Origin of the sequence: Allomuricauda sp. ARW1Y1, from assembly GCF_013407935.1 — a bacterium.
Classification (GTDB): Bacteria; Bacteroidota; Bacteroidia; order Flavobacteriales; family Flavobacteriaceae; genus Flagellimonas.
This window is the reverse complement of record NZ_JACBZU010000003.1, coordinates 284153-309575: the sequence shown is the minus strand read 5'-3', so window position 1 is coordinate 309575 and position 25423 is coordinate 284153. Positions and strand designations below refer to the sequence as shown.

12 protein-coding genes are annotated in these 25423 nt (G+C 42.3%); 8 read left to right on the top strand and 4 right to left on the bottom strand.

The features are described 5' to 3' along the window. Positions 1-195: 195 nt before the first annotated feature. Positions 196-1569, top strand: a complete 1374-nt coding sequence (locus GGE08_RS10255; RefSeq protein WP_179384799.1) for an exopolysaccharide biosynthesis polyprenyl glycosylphosphotransferase — start codon at positions 196-198, stop codon at positions 1567-1569. A gap of 282 nt (positions 1570-1851) precedes the next feature. Here the strand turns inward: GGE08_RS10255 and GGE08_RS10250 are convergent, their stop codons facing one another. From GGE08_RS10250 to GGE08_RS10235, 4 genes are all read right to left on the bottom strand, one after another. Further along, positions 1852-11148 (bottom strand): PKD domain-containing protein, encoded by a 9297-nt coding sequence (locus GGE08_RS10250; protein WP_179384798.1) that lies wholly within the window; start codon positions 11146-11148, stop codon positions 1852-1854. 387 nt (positions 11149-11535) lie between these two features. After that, positions 11536-12399 (bottom strand): beta-1,6-N-acetylglucosaminyltransferase, encoded by an 864-nt coding sequence (locus GGE08_RS10245; RefSeq protein ID WP_179384797.1) that lies wholly within the window; start codon positions 12397-12399, stop codon positions 11536-11538. A gap of 76 nt (positions 12400-12475) precedes the next feature. Further along, positions 12476-14833, bottom strand: coding sequence for a GumC family protein (locus tag GGE08_RS10240; RefSeq protein WP_218847527.1), 2358 nt, complete (start codon positions 14831-14833; stop codon positions 12476-12478). A 48-nt stretch (positions 14834-14881) separates the two neighbouring features. After that, a complete protein-coding gene (locus GGE08_RS10235; protein ID WP_179384796.1) occupies positions 14882-15655 on the bottom strand; it encodes a polysaccharide biosynthesis/export family protein in 774 nt (257 codons plus the stop codon). A gap of 512 nt (positions 15656-16167) precedes the next feature. On the opposite strand from GGE08_RS10235, the gene GGE08_RS10230 reads away from it, so the two are divergent. The 7 genes from GGE08_RS10230 to GGE08_RS10200 all read left to right on the top strand — a co-directional run bounded on the left by GGE08_RS10230 (position 16168) and on the right by GGE08_RS10200 (position 25422). Continuing rightward, entirely contained in the window at positions 16168-17574 is a 1407-nt protein-coding gene (locus GGE08_RS10230; protein WP_179384795.1) for a nucleotide sugar dehydrogenase, read from the top strand. A gap of 87 nt (positions 17575-17661) precedes the next feature. Next, complete coding sequence (locus GGE08_RS10225; RefSeq protein ID WP_179384794.1) at positions 17662-18798, top strand: glycosyltransferase family 4 protein; 1137 nt, start codon at positions 17662-17664, stop codon at positions 18796-18798. Then, positions 18795-19820, top strand: coding sequence for an NAD-dependent epimerase (locus GGE08_RS10220; protein WP_179384793.1), 1026 nt, complete (start codon positions 18795-18797; stop codon positions 19818-19820). Before GGE08_RS10225 ends, GGE08_RS10220 begins: the two co-directional genes overlap by 4 nt. 522 nt (positions 19821-20342) lie before the next feature. Then, positions 20343-22094, top strand: coding sequence for an Ig-like domain-containing protein (locus tag GGE08_RS10215; RefSeq protein ID WP_179384792.1), 1752 nt, complete (start codon positions 20343-20345; stop codon positions 22092-22094). Between the two features lie 123 nt (positions 22095-22217). Then, complete coding sequence (locus tag GGE08_RS10210) at positions 22218-23162, top strand: ATP-grasp fold amidoligase family protein (protein ID WP_179384791.1); 945 nt, start codon at positions 22218-22220, stop codon at positions 23160-23162. Positions 23163-23167: 5 nt separating this feature from the next. Continuing rightward, positions 23168-24238, top strand: coding sequence for a glycosyltransferase family 4 protein (locus tag GGE08_RS10205; RefSeq protein ID WP_179384790.1), 1071 nt, complete (start codon positions 23168-23170; stop codon positions 24236-24238). Continuing rightward, positions 24235-25422 carry an O-antigen ligase gene (locus tag GGE08_RS10200; RefSeq protein ID WP_179384789.1) on the top strand — a complete coding sequence of 396 codons (1188 nt, stop codon included), beginning with the start codon at positions 24235-24237 and terminating at the stop codon, positions 25420-25422. Before GGE08_RS10205 ends, GGE08_RS10200 begins: the two co-directional genes overlap by 4 nt. Position 25423: the final 1 nt, after the last annotated feature.

Below are 25423 nucleotides of genomic sequence, written 5' to 3'. Positions count from 1 at the left end.
AAAATGAATGTTAGGTTTACCCAAAAATAGAATTAAAAACCCCAGAAGAAGCCTACCTATTCTACTTTTCGTCAAACGTCAAAAAAATCGGGTGTTTGTATATTAATCCATAAAATTGAACGTTTGTTTATTAGATTTTTACCTTTGGCGCTTGCGCAAAAAAACTAATTCTGAGCCCTATTTGGCCCGTAACATATGAGTACAAAACCTCTACTGAATACTCTTGAAAGAAAATCCATCCTGTTTTTGGGTGACCTTACCCTTATCGGTCTGTCACTTAGAAACTTTGTATTAAGGGCCGTCGATTACCAGAACGAAGACCCTTTGTTCTATCAAATCGCTATTGTTGGAATTGGTGTGGTCATCTATTTTTTGTTGGCCTATATTTTTGAGACCTATAATTTGGAAAAGGTGCCCAAATCCGTAACCTACTCCATTATTCGGATTTTTACCATCACCTTTTTGTTCACGGTTTCCATCGTATTCGTCACCACTTTTTTCTTTGCTTTCGCCTATTGGCAATTGTACCTGTTGGTTTTCATGATTTTCTGCCCTATCCAGCTTTCCCTGTGGCGCTTGCTCTTTAATTATATATTCAAATTTGTGCCCACGGTAAAGCGGGTCCTTTATATTTATGATGCCTCCACTGAGGATTCATTGCAGAAAAATGTGAACAACATTAATGGTGAGGAGGGCAATGAAACCTACTATAAAGTGGTGTCTACTTATCTCAATTCAGATAATAGCGATCCCATAAGTGAAAACAAATTATTGGAGAACAATATTGATTCATTGATCATCAACACAAGGAGTTATAACCATTTTTCCAAACAAATGGAAAATATGCTCGTAAACTCGCTTTTGTCGGGTAAAGAGGTACTTACCTATACCTCTTTTTATGAAAGTACCTACGAAGCATTGCCCATTGATTCCCACAACGACAGTCTTTATGAAGTCTTGCAGTTAAGCAATAATAAAATCCACTACATCCAAGGAATCGCCAATTTCACCTTTAATTTCTTTTTGACATTTGTTTCTGGCCTTGCCTTTTTGCTGTCGATCCCGTTTGTTTTTCTTCTAAATATATTTTTGAATCCTGGCCCTCTCTTTTATACCCAATTGAGGGTAGGTAAACACGGTAAGGAATATAAAGTGTTCAAATTTAGGTCGATGGTAGTGGATGCGGAGAAGAAAGGTGCCAAAATGGCCACCAAAAACGATGCTAGGGTGACCAAGTTTGGAAAAGTACTCCGTAAGTTCAGGGTGGATGAGCTCCCTCAGGTATGGTCCATTATTCGTGGAGATATGTCCTTTATAGGGCCACGTCCTGAAAGAAAGGTATTTGTGGATAAGCTCAATGAGGTTACGCCTTTTTATAATGTGAGGCACTTGGTGAAGCCCGGCATATCCGGTTGGGCTCAGGTAAAATACAAGTATGGGGAGAATTTGGAGGACTCCATTAGAAAACTGGAATACGATCTCTATTATATCAAGAACAAATCCATTGTACTGGACCTACGAATCATATTCAAAACGCTTTCCACGATTTTGTTTTCTAGGGGTATTTAAGTTTCATAAACGCTCACCTAGAAAAATCTCGCTCAAGGCCATTCCGGGTTTAAATCAGCCTTTTTAAAAGGACTTCAGGGCAATTAATGAGCCTGGGGAGATTATTTGTGGACTCTATGTATAAACTGCTCCATATTGTCTCTGAATAATGGTAAAAAACGTCTGCAAAGGCCTTTCCGCCAAAGATTGTTCCCTTTTAAAGCAAACTATACTGCACTTTTTTTGATGGCCATAAAAAAGGCCCCCAATTTGGAGGCCTTTTAAATTTTAACAAACTACTTTTTAGTTGGAAACCAAGAACTTGATACCTATAGGGTCTCCACTACTCAATTCAATAGTGGTGTAATACAATCCACTGCGTAAAGTGAAAATAGGTATTCTGTAGGTCTCAAATTCGGCATCGTACAATTGAGCTGAATCATAAGTTCCCACAAGCCTACCTGTTGAATCATGTAGATGAATTTTGGTCACCACTACTCCATCAGGTAACTCGCTTATTTGCACACTGGCAAAATCATCTTTTATCGGCACAGGGTTCGGAGCAATACTTGCTTTGGCAGAGCCTGGCTCGTTGGTGTTGGGTTCGTTTGGTTCCGTAACCTCAATGTCAATGGAAGCCGTATTCGTCAATCCTTCCCCATCGGTAACGGTAAGTTCGGCTGTATAGGTACCAGGAGCCGTATAGGTATGGGTTGGATCAGCTTCTGTTGAAGATGTTTCATCCCCAAAATCCCACGCATAGCTTACCACTGCATCATCGTCGGTGGAATTACTTCCTGTGAACGTTACCTCCAAAGGTGCTTCTCCAGTTTCAGGAGTTGCAGATACTACCGCGACAGGCGCTTGATTCGTATTTCCTACTTCAGTTACTGTAATGGTTACGGAATCAGTACTTGTAAGTCCCTCAGCATCCGTTACCGTCAATTCAGCGGTGTATGAACCAATGTTTGCATAGGTATGTATTGGGTCAGCTTGTATTGAAGATGTTCCATCCCCAAAATCCCACGCATAGCTTACCACTGCATCATCGTCGGTGGAATTACTTCCTGTGAACGTTACCTCCAAAGGTGCTTCTCCAGTTTCAGGAGTTGCAGATATTACCGCGACAGGTGCTTGATTCGTATTTCCCACTTCGGTAACTGTAATGGTTACAGTATCAGTACTTGTAAGTCCCTCAGCATCCGTTACGGTCAATTCAGCCGAATAGGTACCCACATTGGTATAGGTGTGTACAGGGTCTGCCTCGGTGGAAGTAGCTCCGTCATCAAAGTTCCAAGCATAGCTTACCACTGCATCATCGTCCGTAGAGGCACTTCCGGTGAAGGTGACCTCCAAAGGTACATTTCCACTCAATGGGGTAGCCGAAGCCACCGCGTTAGGTGCCTGATTACTATTAGGTTCAGATACAATAATCGTTACGGTGTCGGTATCAGACAATCCTCCTGCATCGGTCACCGTTAGGCTCACGATATACTCCCCTGGTGTGTTAAAAGAGAGATTAGGATTCTGGTTAGTTGATGTCCTACCATCACTAAAGTCCCAGAAATAGGAATCGATACCCAAATCGTCCGTGGAACCGCCACTGTTAAAGATAACCGCAAGTGGGGCCACACCCTCCGTAGGATTCGCCGCAGCCACTGCCACTGGTGCCTGGTTACCTCCCTCTTGGGTAACTTGGATAAGTACAGAAGCCGTTGCTGTTGCGCCCTCCGTATCGGTTACCGTAAGTTCGGCGGTATAATTACCAGGTTCTGTGTAGATGTGGGCAGGATCGGCATCGGTGGAAGTGTTTCCGTCCCCGAAGTCCCACGCATAGGATGCCACTCCGATATTATCCGTTGAACCACTTCCAGTGAACGAAACCTCCAAAGGTGCCTCCCCAGAATCTGGTGTCGCGGCGATAACAGCAATCGGATTTTGATTGGTTACCGTTATGGTGACCGTATCGGTAGCGTTCAATCCGCCGCCATCGGTCACAGTTAACACCACCTCGTACACACCTGTTGCGTTAAAGGTGTATGATGGATTTTGTTCGGTGGACGTGCCGCCATCGGCAAAATCCCATTCGTAGCTAATGATACCTACATCATCCGTAGAACCACTTCCCGTAAAATCAACCTGCAATGGTGCCACGCCAGACTCTTGCGAAGCTATGGCCTCAGCCACTGGTGGATCATTAGGTTGATTTACCGTTATGGTGATTTCAGCAGTATCCGTCAGTCCTTCGATGTCGGTTACCGTCAAGATCGCGGTATAGATTCCTGGTGTGGTGTACACATGGGTAGGATCTGCCTCCGTAGAAAGGTTACCATCTCCAAAGTCCCAGGCATAGTTATCGATGCTCAAATCGTCAGAAGACGTACTGCCTGTAAATATGACTTCCAAAGGAGCTTCTCCCTCGGTCACATTAGCTGTTGCCAGGGCAACAGGGGGTACACCTGTACCGGTAACTTCAATGGTTATGCTCTTTGTATCCGAATTTCCATCAATATCACCAACGGTAAGGTCTACTTCGTAAGTACCTATACTATTGAATATGTAGGTGGGGTCTGCATCTGTAGAAGTGGAACCGGGTCCATCCTTAAAGTCCCATAGGTAACTGGTTACCCCTACATCATCCAAGGAGTTGCTACCTGTGAAGTTGACCGTTAACGGCACTACTCCGTTTGTAACATCGGCCTGCGGGGCGGCTATCAAATCTCCGGCACTCACGTACCATAAAAAGTCAATTGTTTCATTGCCTGCAGGGTCTCCATTATCGGTAACGGTAACGGATACGCTGTATGGGCTGTTCACCGCCGCTCCGTCCCCTTGGGTTCCTCCTCCTTGGGGAGATTCCGGTGTGTTTGTCAAGTTGTCTGGATTATAATTGTAACCATATTCGCCAACCTTGTAAAGAGCAAACCTATCGATAGCATGCCCTGCGGAACGCTCGGATATTTCCATGGTATAGGTTCCCGGATTTACAAACCAGACATACACGCCATGAGCGTCGTTATCGCTAGTAAGTGCCTGCCAGTCATACACCTCTGACGAACCTCCACTACGGTATATTTTTAAGTAACCATTGCTACTCTGTCCTTCTGGGGTAGTAGCAAGGGTCTGCCTTGAAGTTCCCCCAGGAAAGACAATACCGGTCTGAGCTCCCTGTAAATTGTTAATAATAGCTTGCTCATCGGTAAAGTTTCCTCCTAAATTTTTTGCTCCAAAAAACCATACATCATCATTATTTGGGAAACGCAGCCAGTTGTCATTTTCATCCGTTGAGCTTCCTCCCGAATAAAAACTTCTCCAGTTAAAGCGATATACACCGGCTTGGGTAATATTGATTTGGTATGGGATAGTAGATCCATTTTGACTGCCAAAACTATTGTTGTTAGCAATAATACCCGTTTCCCCGTCCAAGGTGGTAATGTCCCAGCCCGTGGTATCCCCAGATTCAGCCTCTACAATGACCAATCCGTTTTCTTCGTTGAAGGCTGTTCCGCCATCGCTTACAAACCCATCATCAATGGTTCCTGAGATTACCCCTGTATTTTCATCGATGGTCAAATCTGGTGGCAATCCTGTTGCACTGTAGGTAGTAACGTTGGGACTGGTCGCCTCAATTTGTAAGGAAACCACATCGTTCTCATAATTAAATTGGTCCCCTGGGTTGGTCACGCCAAAGGTAGCATTGGGATTATTGGTCAATGCAATGCTTGCCGTATTCGAATTGCCGTAATCAATGGTCAATATGGCGGTCCGATCCGCACCGGTTCCAGCCAAGGAAATACTCAAGGTATGGGTATCGTTAACACCTATCAAGGCATTGTTCAATTCACCCGATGCAATACTGAAATCTGCAGCGTTCGCCCCTGAGATGGCCATGGACTTTACAAATAGCCCCACATTACCGTCGATTGCAGCAATATCCACATTTACTGTTTCCCCATCATTCACCACCACGGTAGCAGGTACCGAAAGTGTGCTGGCAACGGAAGGGGTCCCTACGGGATTGTCCTCCCCTAAAAACTCCATGTTTTTCTGGTTACCACCGCCCCTACTGGGTGCTCCGGCCAAGATATGCACTCCATTTCCAGATACAATGGCTTGCGTTCCATGTCGTTCATAGTTCATATCGGGCAGTCGCTTCCATGAAGATGAAACAGGGTCAAATTCCTCTGTTACTTTTAAGGCATCATCAGTTAACACCCCATATACTTCTTCATTTTGTACCTCTCCCCCGATAACTACCAATTTATTATTGAAATTGACGGCAGAAGCGCCTCCACGGGTAGTTGGAATATCTTGTCCACTGGGTAAGGTACTCCATGTTCCAGCGGTAAAATCATATACATCCACCTGAGAGATAGTAGGTCTCCAAGCGGTTTCCCCTCCAGATTGTCTACCAGCAGCCACATATAGTTTGTTTCCTATGACCACGGCAGCAAAGTGATCCCGTGCAATGGGTGCATCCGCCAATGGTGTCCAAGTGCCTGTAGCCGGGTCATACTCATCAAACCAAGGGATAAATCCACTGGTATGTCCCGCGGTGTTTCCTCCCACGATGTAAAACTTATCATTATAGACCACCAAGCCGGCAGATCCCCGTCTTCTGCTTTCAGGAATCTCGGGGCCTTGCATCCATTCTTGGCTTGCCGGATCAAATATCCAAATAAATTCCGCTGGAACCTCATTGGGGAAATTATTGGTTTTAAAGGCTCCAATAACCCAAATAAGACCGTTGTATTCCGTGGCCTGGAAATGGTTGAGTTCAAAAGGTGCAGAATCTATCAACGAAGTCCAGGTATTAGAGGTGTAGTCATAAATATCTATGGTTCTCGCATTTTCGCGGCCTCCCATTAGATAAAATTTATCGCCTGCCTGTACAAAGGAATTTTCGTGTCTTGCGGTATAATTGAGATTTTCGTTTTTGTCGTTCCACAAATATTGCGAATCGATAGTCCAAGTAAATACTTGACTTGAAGGTGCCGATAATGGCTTCATGGCAGTTACGACCACGGTATGAACACCATCGTTATTGGGTCCTCCACTGGCTGCGGCCACAGAGATGGTACCCGAAATCTCACCCGTTGATGGATTTATGGTTACCCCATCGGGTTGTCCTGCTATGTAATAGGTAGCATTTTCACCTGGATCACCTCCGGTAGCGGAAGCGTTGATGGTCACATTATTCGTAATTTCATTTGTTCTATCGGTAATAGCTGCCAAGGTGAAGGTAGGATTGTTGGTATCCACCTTAAACACCTCAATCGCATTCAAGGAAGGGTTTTCTATAGGCCCATGATTGAACAAGATATTCAATTCGCCATCAGTAACCTCAACTGGATAAGAGAGCATACCAGCCACTTCATGGCCAAAGCGGTCGATAACATCGAAATTGCTTTCCACCACTACACCTTCAATAAGGATATCAAAGATACGGTCTCCAACTTGATTGGCTTCGTCAAAAGCATTGGCGGTGTATATGTTAACCACATAGTTCCCATTTTCCACATCCATAGTGTACTCCATTTCAGGAGCAGCAGCCGGATCGTAACGATCTTCCTGAAAAATTTCTGCGAAGGTGGCGTTGTCCATGTAGGCTGGGATAGAGCTGTCCCTATTATCATAAATGGTTCCAGCAAAATTGGTAATTGTTCCGGTGTTTACGGTAAAATTACCTCCTGTTTGAGAGCCATTCACGGAGTTATCCTCCCATTTGGGTCCAATATCGGTAGGGCTTACTTGATTACCTCCTGCATTGATTCGAATTGCAAAGGTTTCCGTAATAACCCATGTAAAGTTGATGGATACCGTATCACTGGTTAGACCATCGCTGTCATCCACAGTCACCGTTACGTTGTAAGGGCTTCCTGATGGAGCACTCGCATCTATAGTACCTCCTATTTGTCCGTTGGTCGGTTCTATGACTAATCCTGGAGGCAATCCTGTTGCTGAATATTGTAGATTTCCATCACCTCCAAAAGCGGATACTCCCAAACTTCCTGTCAACTGCTCTCCCGCATTTCCGAGCTGGTCAGCAATGGGATTCACATATATAGGGGTATCGTTTTCAAAGGCATCCAAAATTTCGATGGCATTGATCAGTGGATTTTCCACAGCACCGTGTGAAAAACTTATACTCAAGGTACCATCGGTCACCTTTAGGGTATGGGTTATCACCGTTCCAATTTGATGACCATAAGTGCCAGAAAGGTCAATATCGTTCAATAAGGGTAAAGTAGTACCCTCTATGGCCACATCAAAAATACGCTCCCCTGCTTCCGAAGTTTCTGGAAAACTATTTCCCATATAAAGGCGTACCTCGTAATTACCGGGCTCTGGAACAGGGAATTCATAGGTGAGATTGGGAAGTCCTGGAACAGCATCAAATCGTTCGGTAGCATAGATTTCCAATGGCGTGGTGGATTGATCCACTGCACCATCTGCAGGCATGGAAGAGGTCACATACACCTGATTGGTTCCGGCAATGGTCAAATAAGGTGAACTGTTACCCAATTCGTCTGCCGACCACGGCATTCCACCATCAATGGCAGGTAGCTCAGGTCCTCCAGCATTGACCCTAAAAAGAACAACAGGAGCATCCGTCACGGTTACGTTAAAAGTATCCTCCACAAAAAATCCATCTACATCGGTAGCCCTTATGGTAATATCCGATATCGTAACAGTGGATGGGAATGATAAGGTCAATTCATTACCATTAACAACAGCTCCAATATTGGGGTCCGTATTCCCTTGAACACTATAGGTTAGATTCCCGTCGCCAAAATCATCGTCGAAAAAGGGATCTAAATCAATGATTTCATCAGCAGCATCGACTGCTTGGGTAATATCCGGAATTTCTTGTGAAAGCGTTGGTTGTTCTCCCAAAACATTCAAGAAGTCCCACGTACCTTCCAATTCCACACCTGGGGTGTTGGAGGTACCTATAAAACCAACGGCCAAATCTTGATTGGTTTGTTGAATGGCATCAAGAATACTTCCTTGAGCGGTAATGGTTCCGACCGTCAAACGGCCACCGCCATCCAGTTCATATTGTAATGTCACTTCCCCATTGGAAGGGTCAACCACAAAGTAGAAAATCACTTCATTACTTGGGCGGTTTACCTCCGTAATTGGGATATTGATAGGCGTCTGGGGCACATCGTTGATTTCTTGAAGGGCAGTGATACCATTTTCGGTAAGCACCATCTTAATGAAGTTGCTTTGGGTACCATCTCCGATAAAGTGTCCCAATTCACCGCCTACTGCTGCGGTATTACCGTAAATACGTAAAGGGCCTTCCAAATTGACCAGATTCCCGATTACGGTGAATACACCCGTATTTTGGTCTACCTGCACTCCATATTGATATCCCTTTTCTTGTGTATTGACTGCTCCATTTGCAGTACCTGAGGTCATGTGGGAGGTCATTAAACCTGGTGCACCGCCCAATACGTCGTTAGGGTTGGGGTCGTTCGGGTCATCCCTTCTATCCAACCAATTTAAATAGTTTGGATTAGGATCGCCGTTGTTCATAAGACCCGTCATACCAAGGCCAAAAATACCTCCAAGACCTTGTTGGGTATTGAAAAGATCGTTGTTGACCGGAAGCGTGAATGCATCACTACCCCCAACAGTGGGGTCACCAATTTGAAATGGATCGTTTGCATCCGAAATACCATCATTATCATCATCAAGATCATTGAGGTCGGACACAAATGGTGCTCCTGCGGATTTGTCAAAATCTGAAGGCTGCGAACCTCCATTACAGGGGTCGGTGCCATTGTCCAGCTCATCCTGATTGGTGTAACCATCGTTATCAAAATCCGCCAAGGGATCTCCAGCTGGATTATCGCACTCGATAAAATCAGCAGGTTCGAGAACAATGATAAGACCATTTAAGGTACCTGCCCAAATGGTTCCTGGAAATATTTCCCCATCCCCATTACAGGTAATTCCCAAAGCATCCCCTCCAAGCCCACTGGCAAAACTAGGCGTAAAATTCTCCAAAGTTCCGCTGGCATTGAGCTCCACGCGTCGTAACGTTCCTGTATTGACGCCCGCTATCAAATCTCCTTGCATGGCACCACCAAAGTTACTGGCGGTATATTCATCGATTCCGTTGGTATTGGTTCCCCAAGTTACCACAGGTTGATCATCGTCCCCTTCCGGATTTGGCAACCCTGGTCCTCTCCAATCACCTTCCACCGCATTTGCAGTTTGTACTGGAGGCCAGTTGGCTGGTAAAGCAAGGGCAGGATTATTCGTAGATCCAGGAGTTGATGCATCTGGATCGTAGGTCAATGTACGGTATACAGGAGTAAGACCACCATCAGGGTCGGTATACAATCCCGCTCCAGTAGGGTTGGCCCTTACCGGGTTCGGGTGTCCACCATAAAAACTGCCGAAAACATACGATTGAAGATCCGTAGTCACCAATTCGAGGTGATCTAAGTTATTGATAAACTCGCCATCAGGAGTTGGGGATTGGCTTCCTGGCTCGTTCGGATCGTATTCATTGGTTACATTAGCAGTGCCCTCATTGACGGGAAAACCTCCCCAGCCTTGGTTGGCGCCATTATCGGTAACGTACAAAGCACCACTTTGCGTTACCACAAGGTCATACGCATTTCTGTAGCCGGGCGATAAAATCTGAACCGGCCCTGTGGGATCTACAATAGCTTGGTTCAAACCATCGTTTCCGCCCCAAGGGTCATTTACATCTATCCCATTGTAGCCTGGGTCGTCTGGATCTTCGATTCCATTGACGTTGGCCCTTGTGGGATCGTCCAAGGTAGGTAAATCGTATACATACTTACGTCCATTTCCATCCGTTTGTTCTGGCAAGCTATTGATGGCGTCCAAATTTATGGCCAATATGGCACCTGATAATGCATATTCACAGGTGTATACAAAGTTGGTGGAAGGTCCACCGCCGTTGGTATGTCCTCCTTGGGCGACTATCAAATATTCCGTTCCGTTGATGGTGGTCACTTCCAAACCGTTGGTGGCATGGTTTTCTTCGGAGCGAGGCAAGCCTCTTACCAAGTCAATTACATCCCAAGAGCTTCCATTCCAGCTCAATCTTGTGATAACACCAGAGTTGGTATCCAAACCTACATCACCATTTCCCCCACCCGATCCAGCTCCGATGCGGAAATCACTGGATGCCACATAAATTACCGGGTTTGAGGCCGTACCTGCAACGGTAAGCCCCGTGGTCTCTCTACTGGAACAGGCATTTCCAGATCCACTACATGGTGTGCCATCATCATCATGATTCACGATATTCTTAACCCCGGACAAGGACTCTACTCCAACAACTTCGTAGTCGGTGGAGCTATTTCGCTGAATGGTGTAGATTTTAATGGTTCCTGGATACTCGGCAACATAAAGTCTTCCGTCTGGGCCGTACATCAACGAGGTGATTCCCGCCGAAACATTTCCATTAAAATTCAATTGACTTTGATCAAAATTGATCTGCGCATTTACGTTTGAGTTGAAAGCGCATAGTAAAAAAACAAGGGCTATAAGTGATACCCTAAATGCATTTGAGAAGTAATTTTTTTCCATGGTATTGAAATAAATCATAGCAATGTTGGCCAGGTTTTTTCTAGCATCCAAAAATAAAAGAATACTCCCCTATGGCGGAATTGAAGCATTTTTATTCGATTAAACCAAAAAGTTTCCCGTTCAACGACCATGTGAACATCATGGTTATCCTTTTCGTTATCTGGACAAAAAATAAATAGGAAATGAAGGGCACGAAATTTAGGCTTACTTACAGCATAATTTGCATCTAAAACATACTGATACAGCTACAGACATGTTAGTTTATACTTACAAAACCTATGGTGTAAACTTTGTAAAAAGGACAATATTTAACTGGAATACACCATCAGAAGGCAGTGTGTATTTCTAGACGATCTTCAGTTTAAATTTTGAAATCCGGTGGTTGGAGCAATTCAAATGGACCTGTTACTTGGAAATCTTCCTTATGATGGTATCCACCAATTCTGCGTCGGTATGCATGGAGAATTTACGGCTAAAAAGTGCCTTGGTGGCCAACAATTCATCCAATTCGTTGGATGTCCATGTGTACGGTTTCCCCCTATCCCAATCAATCAATCGCATGTAACCCATGGAAGACCAACTATCTTTAAATTCGGAATTCATTAACAAGGTCTGCATAAAAACTTCGTCGTTAAAGAAACCATGGTCGAAGTTCGCTGCAATGAATGGTTCCTTACCCACGATATACTTGGCAAAATCATGCGTAATACTGAACCAGGCCTGCCCCCAATAAAATTCTTTTAACTCACTGTTCCTGAATCGATCAATAAACAGGCAGGTCTGTAGCATGGCAAAAGGATATCTTAGCGACCGTGACCATTTTCTAGGCAACCTTTTGTTGATTTCAATGAAGTGGTAATACTTGTAACGGCTTGCTCTTTTCCAATCTTTAACTTTAGTTACGGACAAAAATTGTTTACCATCGTGTTCTTTGAAAAAGTTGTGAATGTAGTCCTGACTTTTAATGGGCAAATCTACCCCGGACAACAGATGGTAGTACGCATATCCATTGGGAACAGCTGCCTTGAGCAATCTTAATTCACAATCAATTTGGCTGTATCCAGACCAGTAAATCGGCTTTCGCTCAATAAAATAAACCTCGGAAAATTGACATTGATTTTTTAATTCTTCCTCGGAAACGGCATCGAACTTTTGATCCAAATGGAGATAAATATCGTTGCGTTCATCATCCAAACATTGCAATAGCTTACACAGCAATTCCGGCTCGTTATGGGCCATAATAAGATATGCATGTTTCCTATTTTCCATGGTCAATTGATTGAGATTTGAAATTGTATTGCCTCAAAGGGAGTGCTGATTTGAAGTTATATGGTTCTGTTTTGGATTAAAATTTCCACCATTTTTTCTTTCTGGCTCCGTAACCATAACCATACTTGCCACCGTATCCCAGTTCTGAGGATTTTACCCCATTGACAACAAAGGCAAGGTGATTGATCTTTCCTTCCTTTCTAAGCTTTAGAGGGAACTCAATATCGCCCACGGTGGTTTTATCGGCCTTGGTCACATATATCAACAAATTGGCATATTGGCTGATCAGCAAGGTATCGGTGACTGGCATCATGGGTGCCGTATCTACAATTACATAGTCGTAGGCCTGTGAAACCTCGTCCATAAGTTCGCCAAACCTATCGCTCATCAACAGTTCGGACGGGTTAGGGAGTATTTTACCCGAATGAACTACATCCACCTTGTTGCCATTGATTTCATTGGTATTTACAATATCCTTAAATCGTGTACCCTCATCAAAAAGGTATTCGGTCAATCCAGCGCTCTTCTTAAAATTGGATTTTTGACTTCTCGCATCTTCATCTCCGTTATTGAAGAAGAGGTAAAACTTGGGATCTCGTATATCAGCTCCCAAAAGCAATACTTTTTTACCGGTACTTGACAGAATTAGGGATAGGTTGGTAGAGAAAAAGGTCTTGCCCTCTGTAGGCAAACTTGAACTCACGTAAATAATATTTTTTCGGGAACCTTTGGCCGGTTCCATTTTAAGGAGGTAATCCATGTTGGTTCTAATGATTCGCAAAGCTTCCGAAAGCACCGAACGATCCTCTTTTCCAACGGTTTTAATGGATTTTCCTTTAAGTTTTGGCAATTCCCCAATCACTGGGACACCTGCACTGGAAACCAATTTTTCCAAGGAATGTGCACTATGGATCTTGTCATCCAAAAGATCCCATCCATAAATCAAACCAGCAGGAATCAATAGTCCCAACAAAAATGCAGCTAAATAGATGATACTCTTCTTTGGAGCGACCGGGAATTTACTGGCCGGAAATGCGGAGTCTACAATTTTTGAATTGGGCGAAGCTGACGCATAGGCGATTTGGGCCTCCTCCCTTTTTTGAAGTAAATAAAGGTATAACCCCTCCACAGTTTGCTGCTTACGGGTAATTTCCCTCAGGGCCCTTTCGTTGCGGGGCGCCGAGTATATTTTAGAGTTGATGGTGGCTAGTTGCGAACTCAGGTTATTTACCCTAAGGTTGAGATTGTTCGACATACTGTTCAAACTGGACTGCATGCTCTTTTTAAGGTTTTCCAGTTGTTCGTCTATGTTTACAATTACAGGGTTCTTCTCGTTGGAGCTCTTTAAGAGTCGTTCCCTTTCCAGTACCAACTGGTTATAACGTGCCGTGGTACTGGTAATGGATGGATCGGCCAAACCGATATTGGAAGGCAATATCCCATAACCATCTTGACTCTCCAGTTCGTCGCTTACGCTATTCGCTATCTGTAATTGAATTTGTGCATCCTGCAGTTCTTGTTGATTCGCTGCACTTACATTGAGATTGATATTGGACTGGGATTGAATATCCGTAAGTCCCCTGCCCGCTTTAAAGTCCTCCGCACTTTGATCCGCCTCCGAAAGGTCGCTGTAAATATCGGCGATTCGGTCATCGATAAAGGCTGCGGTCCGATCGGCAATGGCTTTTTTATCATTTTTACCGTTCGTATTGTATATGTTGACCAGCTCATTCAAAAAATCCATAGCCTTTTGCTGAACGGGATCTTGGATAGTCAAATTGATAATGGAAGAATATTCATCGGCGATAGCCGTCACTAATGCTTTTTGATAAGCCAAGGTAGCATCGTCCATGGGCAAAAGATCTATTTTCAAGGTTTCACCAATGTACGGTTTCAACTTATCACTTTCTTCGGGAAGGATGGTCAGTTTCCCTCTGGTTGTTTCAATTTCTTCGCCGAAGGTTTTCTTTTGTTGTTCCTCATTTTTGTCTGTCCAATACATAAAATTGGTTTGGGACAATGGAGAAATATAACAACTAAAAGTAACATCCCTGACCACGGAGTCCAACGACATTTTCACCGGGACACCCCCATAGACCTCCGAATTTTTGATACGCCCCACATGGGATACTTTTTTATCCAGTCCCAAATTCAGGACCGCTTGTCTCACGTTGGTCCTGGAACGCAGTACCTCGATTTCATCTTCTACCTTTTTGGAGCCTCCTGGCAATAAGTTCAGATCGCTAAATAAGCTGAGTTCCGAAGGCGCACTTTTCTCTTCCACAATTTGGATGGTAGCATTGGCCTGATACTTTGGTGTGGCATACCTCACATTCAAATAGGCCACGGCCAAGGCGAATACTACCGAAAGCGCAAACCAATACTTGTACTTGAGGTATTTGTCCAACTCAACTTTTAAACTATTTCGTTGCATATTTGTATTCAGATTGGGGATTTCTATATTTGAAATTGATACCTGTATCTAGTTTCTGGTAATTAAAATTACGGTTGAAGTAATCAATGCCGTGAGTATGGATACAGTAATGCTGGCCCTGTTATCCAAAGCGGAAGAGGTGATGGCTGACTTATTAGGCTCCACGTACACCACATCGTTTTGGGTGAGATAGTATACCGGGGATTCGGCCGCTTTATTGGAGGTCAGGTCGATTCTGTAATAGACTTTGGTCCCATCAAACTCCCGTACGACCAAAACGTTCTTTCGCATTCCTTTAATGGTCATATCACCAGCAAGCCCCAAAGCTTCAAAAATGGTAATCTGTTCCCCGTTCACCAAATAGGTTCCAGGTAGTTTTACTTCCCCCAGCACCGTAACGGTAAAATTCTTCAATCGAATGTTGATGATAGGGTCTTTCAGATAGTCCGCTAAGCTCTCGGTAAGTTTCACCCTTAACTCCTCCGGCGTTAATCCCACCACTTTCAGCTTTCCAATGACGGGAAAATCGATTTCGCCTTCCTTGTCCACGAGGTAATCCACTTGTTCGGGTCTAATGCCTCCCTCTTGTGTTCCCCTAAAAAGGTTGAATGGTGCGCTGGCTTCAGGGTCCAGCGTAGAAACATAAATACTGATAAGATCATCTATTTTAAAGCGTGTTGCGGCACGGCTTTCCTTTACTTGGGTTTCCAGGCCGGACAACGCGGCGTCTTGAAAATATACTACATCCTTTTTTGAGCCACAGGCACTCAATAAAACAATTGTAAGTGCCAATAGTAAGATGCTTCGAGGTTGAAATTTCATTGTCATTGGTTATTTGTTAGGTGTCCTTTTATCGTTTTGTGGTGTTTAAAAACTTTTAGCTATCAAAGAAACCGATTTTTTAAAAAATTATTGGGTCTAAATCGTCGCCTTGGGATTAAAAGTCCAAAATCCACGATTAAAGGTTAGTTTTAAACCAATTCTTAGTACGCACACTTCACCTACCCCTAAAGTCAAAATAAATTAAAGACCTAAACAAAATAATTTCGATTTCTTCCTGTTGTATGTAAACAAAATCGAACGTAAAACTATGTATGAACTTGAATCATTGTGTTTTTATTTCGTTCAATCTATTGAAAAATCGTTTAATGGAACATACCGTTTGGGCAAAAAATGATTGGAAGTTGTTCAACATCCTTTTTTTAACGGTGTTTTTCCATGAACAACTAACTATTTGGATAGTTCCCATTCATCCAAAAAAAAGTGACTTTGTCTAAAAACAAACCCAAGTCTCGTGTTTTTTTTATCATCTTTGAACTCTTTAAAAATTAAAAATGAAAACCATTAAGAATATTTGCTGTATTGGTGCTGGCTATGTTGGAGGTCCCACCATGTCAGTAATTGCATCCAAATGCCCGGAAATTACCGTGAACGTAGTAGATATCAATCAAGCAAGGATTGATTTATGGAACGATGAAGATTTGGACAAACTTCCCGTTTATGAACCCGGCCTCAAGGAAGTAGTGGGTGAAGCCCGTGGAAAGAATCTGTTCTTTTCCACAGATGTAGACAAGGCGATACACGATGCGGATATGATCTTTATTTCCGTAAATACTCCTACCAAAACCTATGGAAAGGGAAAAGGGCAAGCGGCAGATTTGAAGTATATTGAACTATGTGCCAGAAATATTGCCAAAGTGGCCGTAAACGATAAAATTGTGGTGGAAAAATCCACTTTGCCCGTTAGAACGGCACAAGCTCTAAAAAGTATTTTGGACAATACGGGGAACGGGGTTCATTTTGAAATCCTATCCAACCCCGAATTTCTTGCCGAAGGAACGGCAATTGAAGATTTATTGGATGCCGACCGTATTTTGATTGGGGGCGCGGAAACACCTTCCGGCCAAGCAGCCAAGGATGCCTTAAGTTGGGTATATGAACACTGGTTGCCCAAGGAGCGTATCCTGCAGACCAATGTGTGGTCTTCCGAGCTATCCAAACTGGTGGCCAATGCGTTTTTGGCGCAAAGGGTATCCTCCATCAACTCGATTTCCGCCCTGTGTGAAAGAACAGATGCCAACGTTGCAGAGGTTTCCAAGGCCATTGGATATGATTCACGTATTGGGTCTCGATTCTTGAACTCCTCGGTAGGGTTTGGAGGTTCCTGTTTTCAAAAAGACATCCTGAATTTGGTATATATCGCCAAAAGCTTTGGACTCCAAGAGGTTGCCGATTATTGGGAGCAAGTTGTGATTATGAACGACTACCAAAAAAGGCGCTTCGCGGACAATATCATTTCCACCTTGTACAACACGGTTTCCGGCAAAAAAATAGCCTTCTACGGATGGGCCTTTAAAAAGGATACCAACGATACCCGTGAATCGGCTGCCATCTATGTTGCCGACGCACTACTGGAAGAAAACGCCAACATTGTCGTTTATGATCCAAAAGTGACCAAGGAACGTGTTTTTGCCGACTTGGAATACCTTGGGAATAAATCCCGCGAAGAATTGGAACAATTGGTAACCGTGGTAAATGACCCTATGGAAGCTGCCAAGGAAGCGCATGCCATTGCCATTTTGACCGAATGGGATGAATTTAAGACCTACGATTGGCAAAAAATTCATGATTCCATGCTAAAACCGGCCTTTGTGTTTGATGGACGAAGGATTCTGGACCATGAAACCATGGAAGCCATTGGTTTCAAGTTTTACAAAATCGGACAGAGCAGTAAAAAGTAGAAATTTCAGGGTTCCAGAATACGTTTGGAACCTTGAATGATTTTAGCCCATACAAATACCTCATCCAAAACACATACCTCACAGCAAATGAAAATCATCCAGGTCATCACACTTAGCGAACCTATTGGAGGTGCTCAAATGGTGCTGTACAACAATACCGAGGCCATGGTAAAAAATGGCCACGAAGTGCTGGTGATGGTCGGGCAAAAAGGGACATTGACCCAACGATTGGAAGCTTTGAATATAAAGGTAGTTTGTATTCCCAGCCTGAAACGGGAAATTTCACCCAAAAACGATATGAGGTGTTACAAAGCCATCAAAAGTACCTTGAAACAGGAGCGTCCGGATATTGTCATATCACACTCCTCCAAAGCTGGTATCCTTTGCAGATTGGCCTGTCATAAGCTGGATATTCCCAACGCTTTTACCGTACATGGCTGGTCCTTTACCCCGGGGGTAAAAGGATTAAAGCGATACGTGTACCTTGCCATGGAAAAGGTAATGGGGCGGTTTTCGGACCATTTGATCACGGTTTCCCAGTTTGATTTCGACCTTGGCACTAAAAACAAAATTGTTCCTGCTTCACGAATGCGTGTTATTTATAACGGTAGCCCAGACTTTTTGGACGCAGATACGCCCAAAGAAGAGGGACGCCTTAATATTTTGATGACCGCTCGGTTTTCGTACCAAAAAGATCATCTCACCCTTTTTAAGGCGCTTCAAACACTTAAGGACGAACCAATACAGGTAGATTTGGTAGGACATGGTGATCTATTTCATCACTTTGTGGAACTGGCTAAAGCAATGGAAATAGACCACCTGATTACGTTTCATGGGGAAAGCAACGATATCCCAACATTTTTGAACAAATCAGATATTTTTGTACTGACCTCACGATTCGAAGGGCTTCCCCTTTCCATATGCGAGGCCATGTCCGTGGGAGTACCCATCATCGCTTCAGATGTTGGGGGGGTGCATGAAATGGTACAGGATGGTCATAATGGTTATTTGATTCCCAAAGAGGACCCCCAATATCTGGCAAAAAAATTATTGGGATTGATACAGGACAGGGATTTGATTAAAAAACTGGGCGAAAATTCCCGAAAAACCTTTCTGGAAACCTTTTCGACCCACCAAATGGCTTCGGCTACGGAACAGTATCTGGAAGAAATTTTGGAGAAAAAATCGGCAAACCAACAAATTACAAAACATATCGGCCAATGAACATCTTAGTAACAGGAGCGGCAGGTTTTATAGGCTACCATTTGTGTGAGCTTTTGATCAAAAACGGACATACAGTGGTTGGTTTGGACAACATCAACGATTATTATGATGTCGGGCTAAAGTACGCCCGTTTGGAACAGTTGGGCATTGCGCGGACCAGTGCAGAAACCGACCATCAATTGACCCGCAGTTCCCTTCATCAAGACCAAATGCAGTTTATAAAGCTCGATTTGGCCGACCGTGATGCCTTGAACCAACTTTTTGACACCCATACTTTTGATGTAGTCTGTAATCTAGGCGCCCAGGCCGGGGTGCGTTACAGCTTGGAAAATCCGGACGCCTATGTAAAGAGTAATGTGGTAGGGTTTGCCAATTTGCTGGAATGTTGCCGATATGGCAAGGTAAAGCACTTGGTATATGCCAGCAGCTCCAGCGTTTACGGTTTGAATGAAAAAATACCATTCTCCACCGAAGATTCGGTGGATAGGCCCATAAGTATGTATGCTGCCACCAAAAAAAGCAACGAGCTCATGGCCCATACGTATAGCCATTTATATCAATTGCCAACTACAGGACTACGGTTCTTTACTGTATATGGTCCTTGGGGCAGACCGGATATGGCCCTTTTCCTTTTTGTGGACGCCATAAAGAAAGGAGAGCCCATCAATGTGTTCAATTACGGGAATATGGCACGGGATTTTACCTATGTGGACGATATTGTTGGCGGAATGTCCAAGATAATTGAAACCCCTATAGAAGAAAGCAAACGAAAAGACGAGCTATACAAGATCTATAATATTGGCAACAATAAGCAGGTAAAGCTTACGGCCTTTATCGACGCCATCGAATCCTCACTGCAAACTGAAGCCAAACGAAATCTAATGCCCATACAGCCCGGCGATGTGGAAAGCACTTGGGCCGATGTAAATGAGTTGATACAGGACTACGATTATACCCCAAACACACCCATTGAAAAGGGGGTGCAGGAGTTCGTCGACTGGTACAATGCATTTTACAAATAGACCTTACCCGAACCCAAGCCTTGGGTTCCAAAATTACTAAGGAAGCATTTACCTTGGTTCACTATTCCTTTGTGGTATTGCCGCAGTGCCTTACATAGGCACTTATTCCCTTTCCCGCAGCTCTATTTACTCATAGCGTTCGCTGTGTCCTATTAAGGTTGCTGCTAGGCGTACATCTACCTATTGCACCTCCCTCCTATTTTATGAATCCGCCAAACCATCCAACAAGCTAAGACTGTTAAAAAAAGCAGGCCAATGTTAAAAAAAGATGTAATTCATCGATAATCGGGAAACCCCACATCCAAAAAAAGGAACTCCCCGTATCAGTCTTGTCGTGAAGTTAGTTTGACCGATTTAGCTTCATTTTCAACGATTATTTTAAAGCAACCAGAAAATCAGCAAGTTGAAAAGTGTATTTCATCGAAAAAAAACGAATTTTCATCGACAAAACATACGATTGATTTAGATTTGTTTTCCAAGTCGGAAACAATAAACTTTAACCCACTTAACCCCAGTATTCAAATGGCGCCCCACAAAACCATTTCGTACGTGAGCACTTTATTGTTGTTAATTACCCTAGCTTTCACTTCTTGCAGTAAGGACAGTGATTTATTCGATGCGACCGTTGAAAGTCAAATCGAAGAGGAAAAGGATAAACAATTGGACGAAAACGGACAATTGATTCCGTCCGTCTCCTTCGAGGCCATGGACGACGAATTCACCATTTCTGGAAATGTAGGATCCTCTACACTTGATGTTCTGAAGAACGATAATGTCCAGGACACGGAAAGCTTCCAAATTGTGGAGGTATCCGAACCTACCGAAGGTAGCCTTACCATTAATGCGGACAATACCTTAACCTATACCCCGGCGCCTGATTCCGCCAACAAGGCTGGAAACAACGGTATTGTTTCGGATAATTTTACCTATACCCTACAAGCCAGCAAAGGTGGAAACACGGGCAATAAAACTGCCTCCGTGGTGGTGAATACCCAATATGATGATGTAGATATGGGGGCATTAAAAGCGTTTCCAGGGGCCAAGGGTTTTGGACAAAATACCGTAGGTGGACGAGGTGGAAGGATAATTCATGTGACCAATCTTAATGAAACCGGTCCAGGCAGTTTGGTGGAAGCCATGTATGCCAGTGGACCTAGAATTGTAGTATTTGATGTGGCCGGTGAAATAGAATGGACCGAGCAAAGGAGCATAAGAAACCCTAACATAACCATACTTGGTCAAACCGCTCCATTCCCCGGCATAACTATTAGAGGTGCTGGAATAAGAGTTATGGCTTCAGAGGTAATTATTAGGTACTTGAAAATCAGGGTAGCTGGTGAAAATGAATCAGACCCAATAGGAATAACAAATAAAAATTCAAATACCATCGTTGAAAATATAATTATCGACCATGTAAGCTTAACCTGGGGGAAAGATGAATTATTTTCGATAACTGGAAATTCAGGCTCTACCACAAATGCACCAACACAAAACGTTACACTTCAAAACTCTGTTTTAGGAGAAAATATAGATGGGCCAGGACATTATGCCGCTCTAATTGGCTTAAATGTTCATAATTTTTCCATGATTCAGAATTACTGGGCCAATAATGGCAATAGAGTACCTGAACATACCTATGGCGACGAAACCGATTTTGAATTTGTAAATAACGTGCTTTACAATTACAATCGGGCTGTTACTACAAGTTTTGGTCCTGCGACAGTTGAAAGTATTGGAAACGTTTTTAAGGCTGATCTCGATTACCCACCCGGACAAGCGGACCATGTTTATCAGTTAAACGGATATGAAAACCCTAATGGCTTGGCCTCTCAAGGCTATATGTACCAAACGGATAATATTCAATTGAGAACAAACAGTCACGGTATGATGAATAGCAACTGGGCTTCCGTAAACCGCTCTTCAAGGCGTTTGTCGAGCCCTTATGTACCATTGCCCAGTTCACAAGTAGTAGATGTCGTGTTAAATGACGTAGGTCCAAGTGTGCTATTTCCCGATCCCGTAGATGCACGATTGATTGGTAACTGGTTTGATGAAAATGGAATCCAAGGGATTACAGATATTGCTGTAGTTGGCGGGTTTCCAGATTTAATTTCAGCTTCTCATCCAGATACCTATGATACCGATAATGATGGTATGGCAGATAGTTGGGAAATTAGAACGTTTGGCAATTTAATGGCCAAACCTTCGGATGACCATGATGGCAATGGATATACTAATATTGAAGAATTTGTTTTTTCTTTAACCCTGAACTAAGAATTACAAATAGGTATTTTATCCCTTAAAATAAAATATGTTTATTATCGATTAAGCTGTTCCTTTGAACAGCTTTTTTTTTGGTATAATTTTTTCGTCAATACTTTTCACTAAAATTAAGGAATGAAATCTTTTGTAAAAAACATATATAACAATTCTAGATTGGGTTTTACCTTACTAAAGCCCTTTGTTTCAATTTATCAATATTTTTTACACAAAAAGTATCTCTCAAGAGAACAATTTATTTTAAAAAGGTTTAAAAAGAATTTTGGCCATGAGTTAAACCTCAAAAATCCCAAGAGCTTAAACGAAAAAATCAACTGGTTAATACTAAATAATGATAATCCTTTAGGAAGTCTTCTAGCTGATAAATATCGAGTAAGGGATTACATTAAAAGTGAGATAGGGGAAAAATATCTTATCCCGCTCGCTTACATGACTGAAAATCCTAAAGACATTATTCCAGAAAATCTTCCTGATTACCCGGTAATTATAAAAACTAATCATAATAGCTCAGGAGGTATCGTAATTAAAAACAAAAATGAACCCATCAATTGGAAATCAATTCAAAATAGATTAAGAGCCAATTTAGCAGAAAACTTTTATTGGGTTGGTCGAGAACTTGTCTATAAAGACATACAACCATTAATAATTGTAGAAAAGCTTTTGAACGACAATAGTGGGAGTTTTCCAGCAGATTACAAGGTCCATTGTTTTAATGGCAAGGTTGAAATGACCGCTGTCGTAACAGGACGAGGTTCAAATCAACAGCACTGTGACTGGTATGATAGAGATTGGGTAAAACAACCTTATGAATGGGGAGTTCTTCTTGATGACGGCTCTTACTCAAAAGCTAGCCAAAAAGGTGTTAAAAAGCCGATATGTTATGATAAAATGTTAGAATTATCGGAAACACTATCTTCAAAGTTCAAATACTTGCGAGTGGATTGGTACGTTATTAATGACAACCTGTTTTTTGGAGAGTTGACATTATATCATCAATCTGGGAGTAAACCTGTCAAACCCTATGAATGGGATTTGAAATTGGGCGATAGACTAACACTTTAATCAGTATGAAGATTTATTTTATCATTGGTAATTTAGGAGGAGGAGGAGCAGAACGCGTAATGACTACTTTGGCCAATGGGTTTTCAAAAACAAATGAAGTTTCACTGATTACATTTTACGAAGGGGAAGGCTTTTCCATTGACCCAAATGTACAACGAGTAAAGTTACATCATGGAAAAACAAAAAATCAGACTGTTAGAGCATGGTTCAATCTATACCATTTTATCCGAAAGAAAAATTCTAAACCGGACATAATAATAACTTTCATGCCTAGAAATGCCCTTATTGTGATTCCAATAGCTAAGATATTCGGAATTAAAGTAGTGGTAAGCGAGCATACAAATCATTTAACCAGTCTGACTCCAAAAACAAAATTCATACGCAATTACTTATATCCATTTGCTTCGGCAATTACAATTCTAACCAAATATGACTTAAGCTTTTACAAGAGAAAAAACAAAAAAGTGTTTATAGTGCCCAACCCCTTAGTTCATCCTACTGAATTAAAACCATTTATCAAAAGGAAAAAAAATATCTTAGCAGCAGGTTCCTTAAATAGATACCAAGACAAAGGATTTGATAGCCTTCTTAGAATAGCTGCTCCTTTACTAGAAGAACATAAGGATTGGACATTGACCATTGCCGGTAGTGGTGAACAAGGAATCAAAGAGTTAGCGAATTTAAGTAAGGAGCTTAATATTGATAGTCAAGTATTCCTACCGGGTTTTTGTAATAACCTCAAAGAACTAATGCAGAACTCCCAAGTATTTGCATTACCGTCCAAATTTGAAGGGCTTCCAATGGTGTTAATGGAAGCTTTGAGTAATGGTATGGCATGTATTGCTTATGACTGTATTTCAGGACCTAGTGAACTTATTGAAGACAAAAATAATGGGCTATTGATAAAAGATCAGGATAGTAAAGCATTTCAGAATGGATTGAAAGAGCTTATTTTAAATAATTCATTAAGAATTAAACTTGCTGAAAATGGACCAGACTCAATGCGTCCATATCTACTAGATGAAATTTTAAATCTTTGGGAATCATTATTCCAGGAAATATCCAGTGATTCATGACCCAACAAACAGAAAAGTTACCTATTCTTCGCTATGCTATTTTAGCCCTTATTTTATGGAATTTTCCAGGGTTTACGCTTGTATATATTAACAGTTCGTTATCGTCTCTGCTAAGTTATTCTTCTTACGGCCTAATACTAAGCTATGTTATTTTAAATAAAAAAACTGGAAATAGTTATGAAATGCTATGGTTGGGGTTATCATACTTTTTGATAAGTATTTTGGTCAGCTCTGCTTATATAGCTGATCAATATACTTTTTATGTAACGGTTATAAAGTATTTTATCATTATTTGGGGTGGATATGAGGTAGTTAAAAACACTACTAAAAAAGAGCTCTGGTTTTTCTTAGTTATTGGAAGTTTTTCAATTCTAGCCAATATTTTTCTTTTTCAAAACCCCAGGGCTGATTATGGTCGCTATAGTGGTTTTTATTTAGACCCCAATAACGCTGGTTTAGTATGCTCGTTGGGCTTAGCCCTAAGTTTTAGTATTTTAAGATCACTTCAACTTTTCGGTAAATTGTCATTCACTAGCTTAGGTTTAATCACCTTGTCCCGAACGTATATGGTGACTTGGTTGTTATTGAACGTGATGTCCATTCGGTTGAGTGTGAAAAATGCCAAGATGCTGCTTATTGGTTTTGGGGCATTGGTTTTATTGGTCACCTTTAATGAATTTCTTCCAGTAAAAAACGAACGCTTGGAACAGATGGGGGCCTTGATTGAAGGAGGGCAAAAAAGTAATGTTCAGTCTTTGAATGAAGACTCCCGAACTGAGACATGGGCTCGTTATTATGAAGCAATATTTAGTAAACCCATTTTTGGAAATGGATATCATTCATTTTTTGGCAATGGTGCGGCAAATACGAAATGGGGGGTTCACAACACCTATTTAATGTTGTGGGGGGAAGGCGGCATATTGCCATTGCTAATCTTTTTAAGCTTTCTTGGAAAATTATTCTTCAAAGGGCATCGACAATTTAAAGAAAAACCTTACGCGTTGATGATGCTTCTTGCAATAGCTCTTTTTTTAATGACCAACCATAACTTTATGACCAACGAGTATTCCATTTTCATTCTAATGTGGATATCAATTCAACTACAAAGTTCTCATTCCAAAGAAAAGTTTGAACGCTTTTCTTTGGAAAACCCGGGTTCAGCATTAAAATCAAGCAATAGTTAAT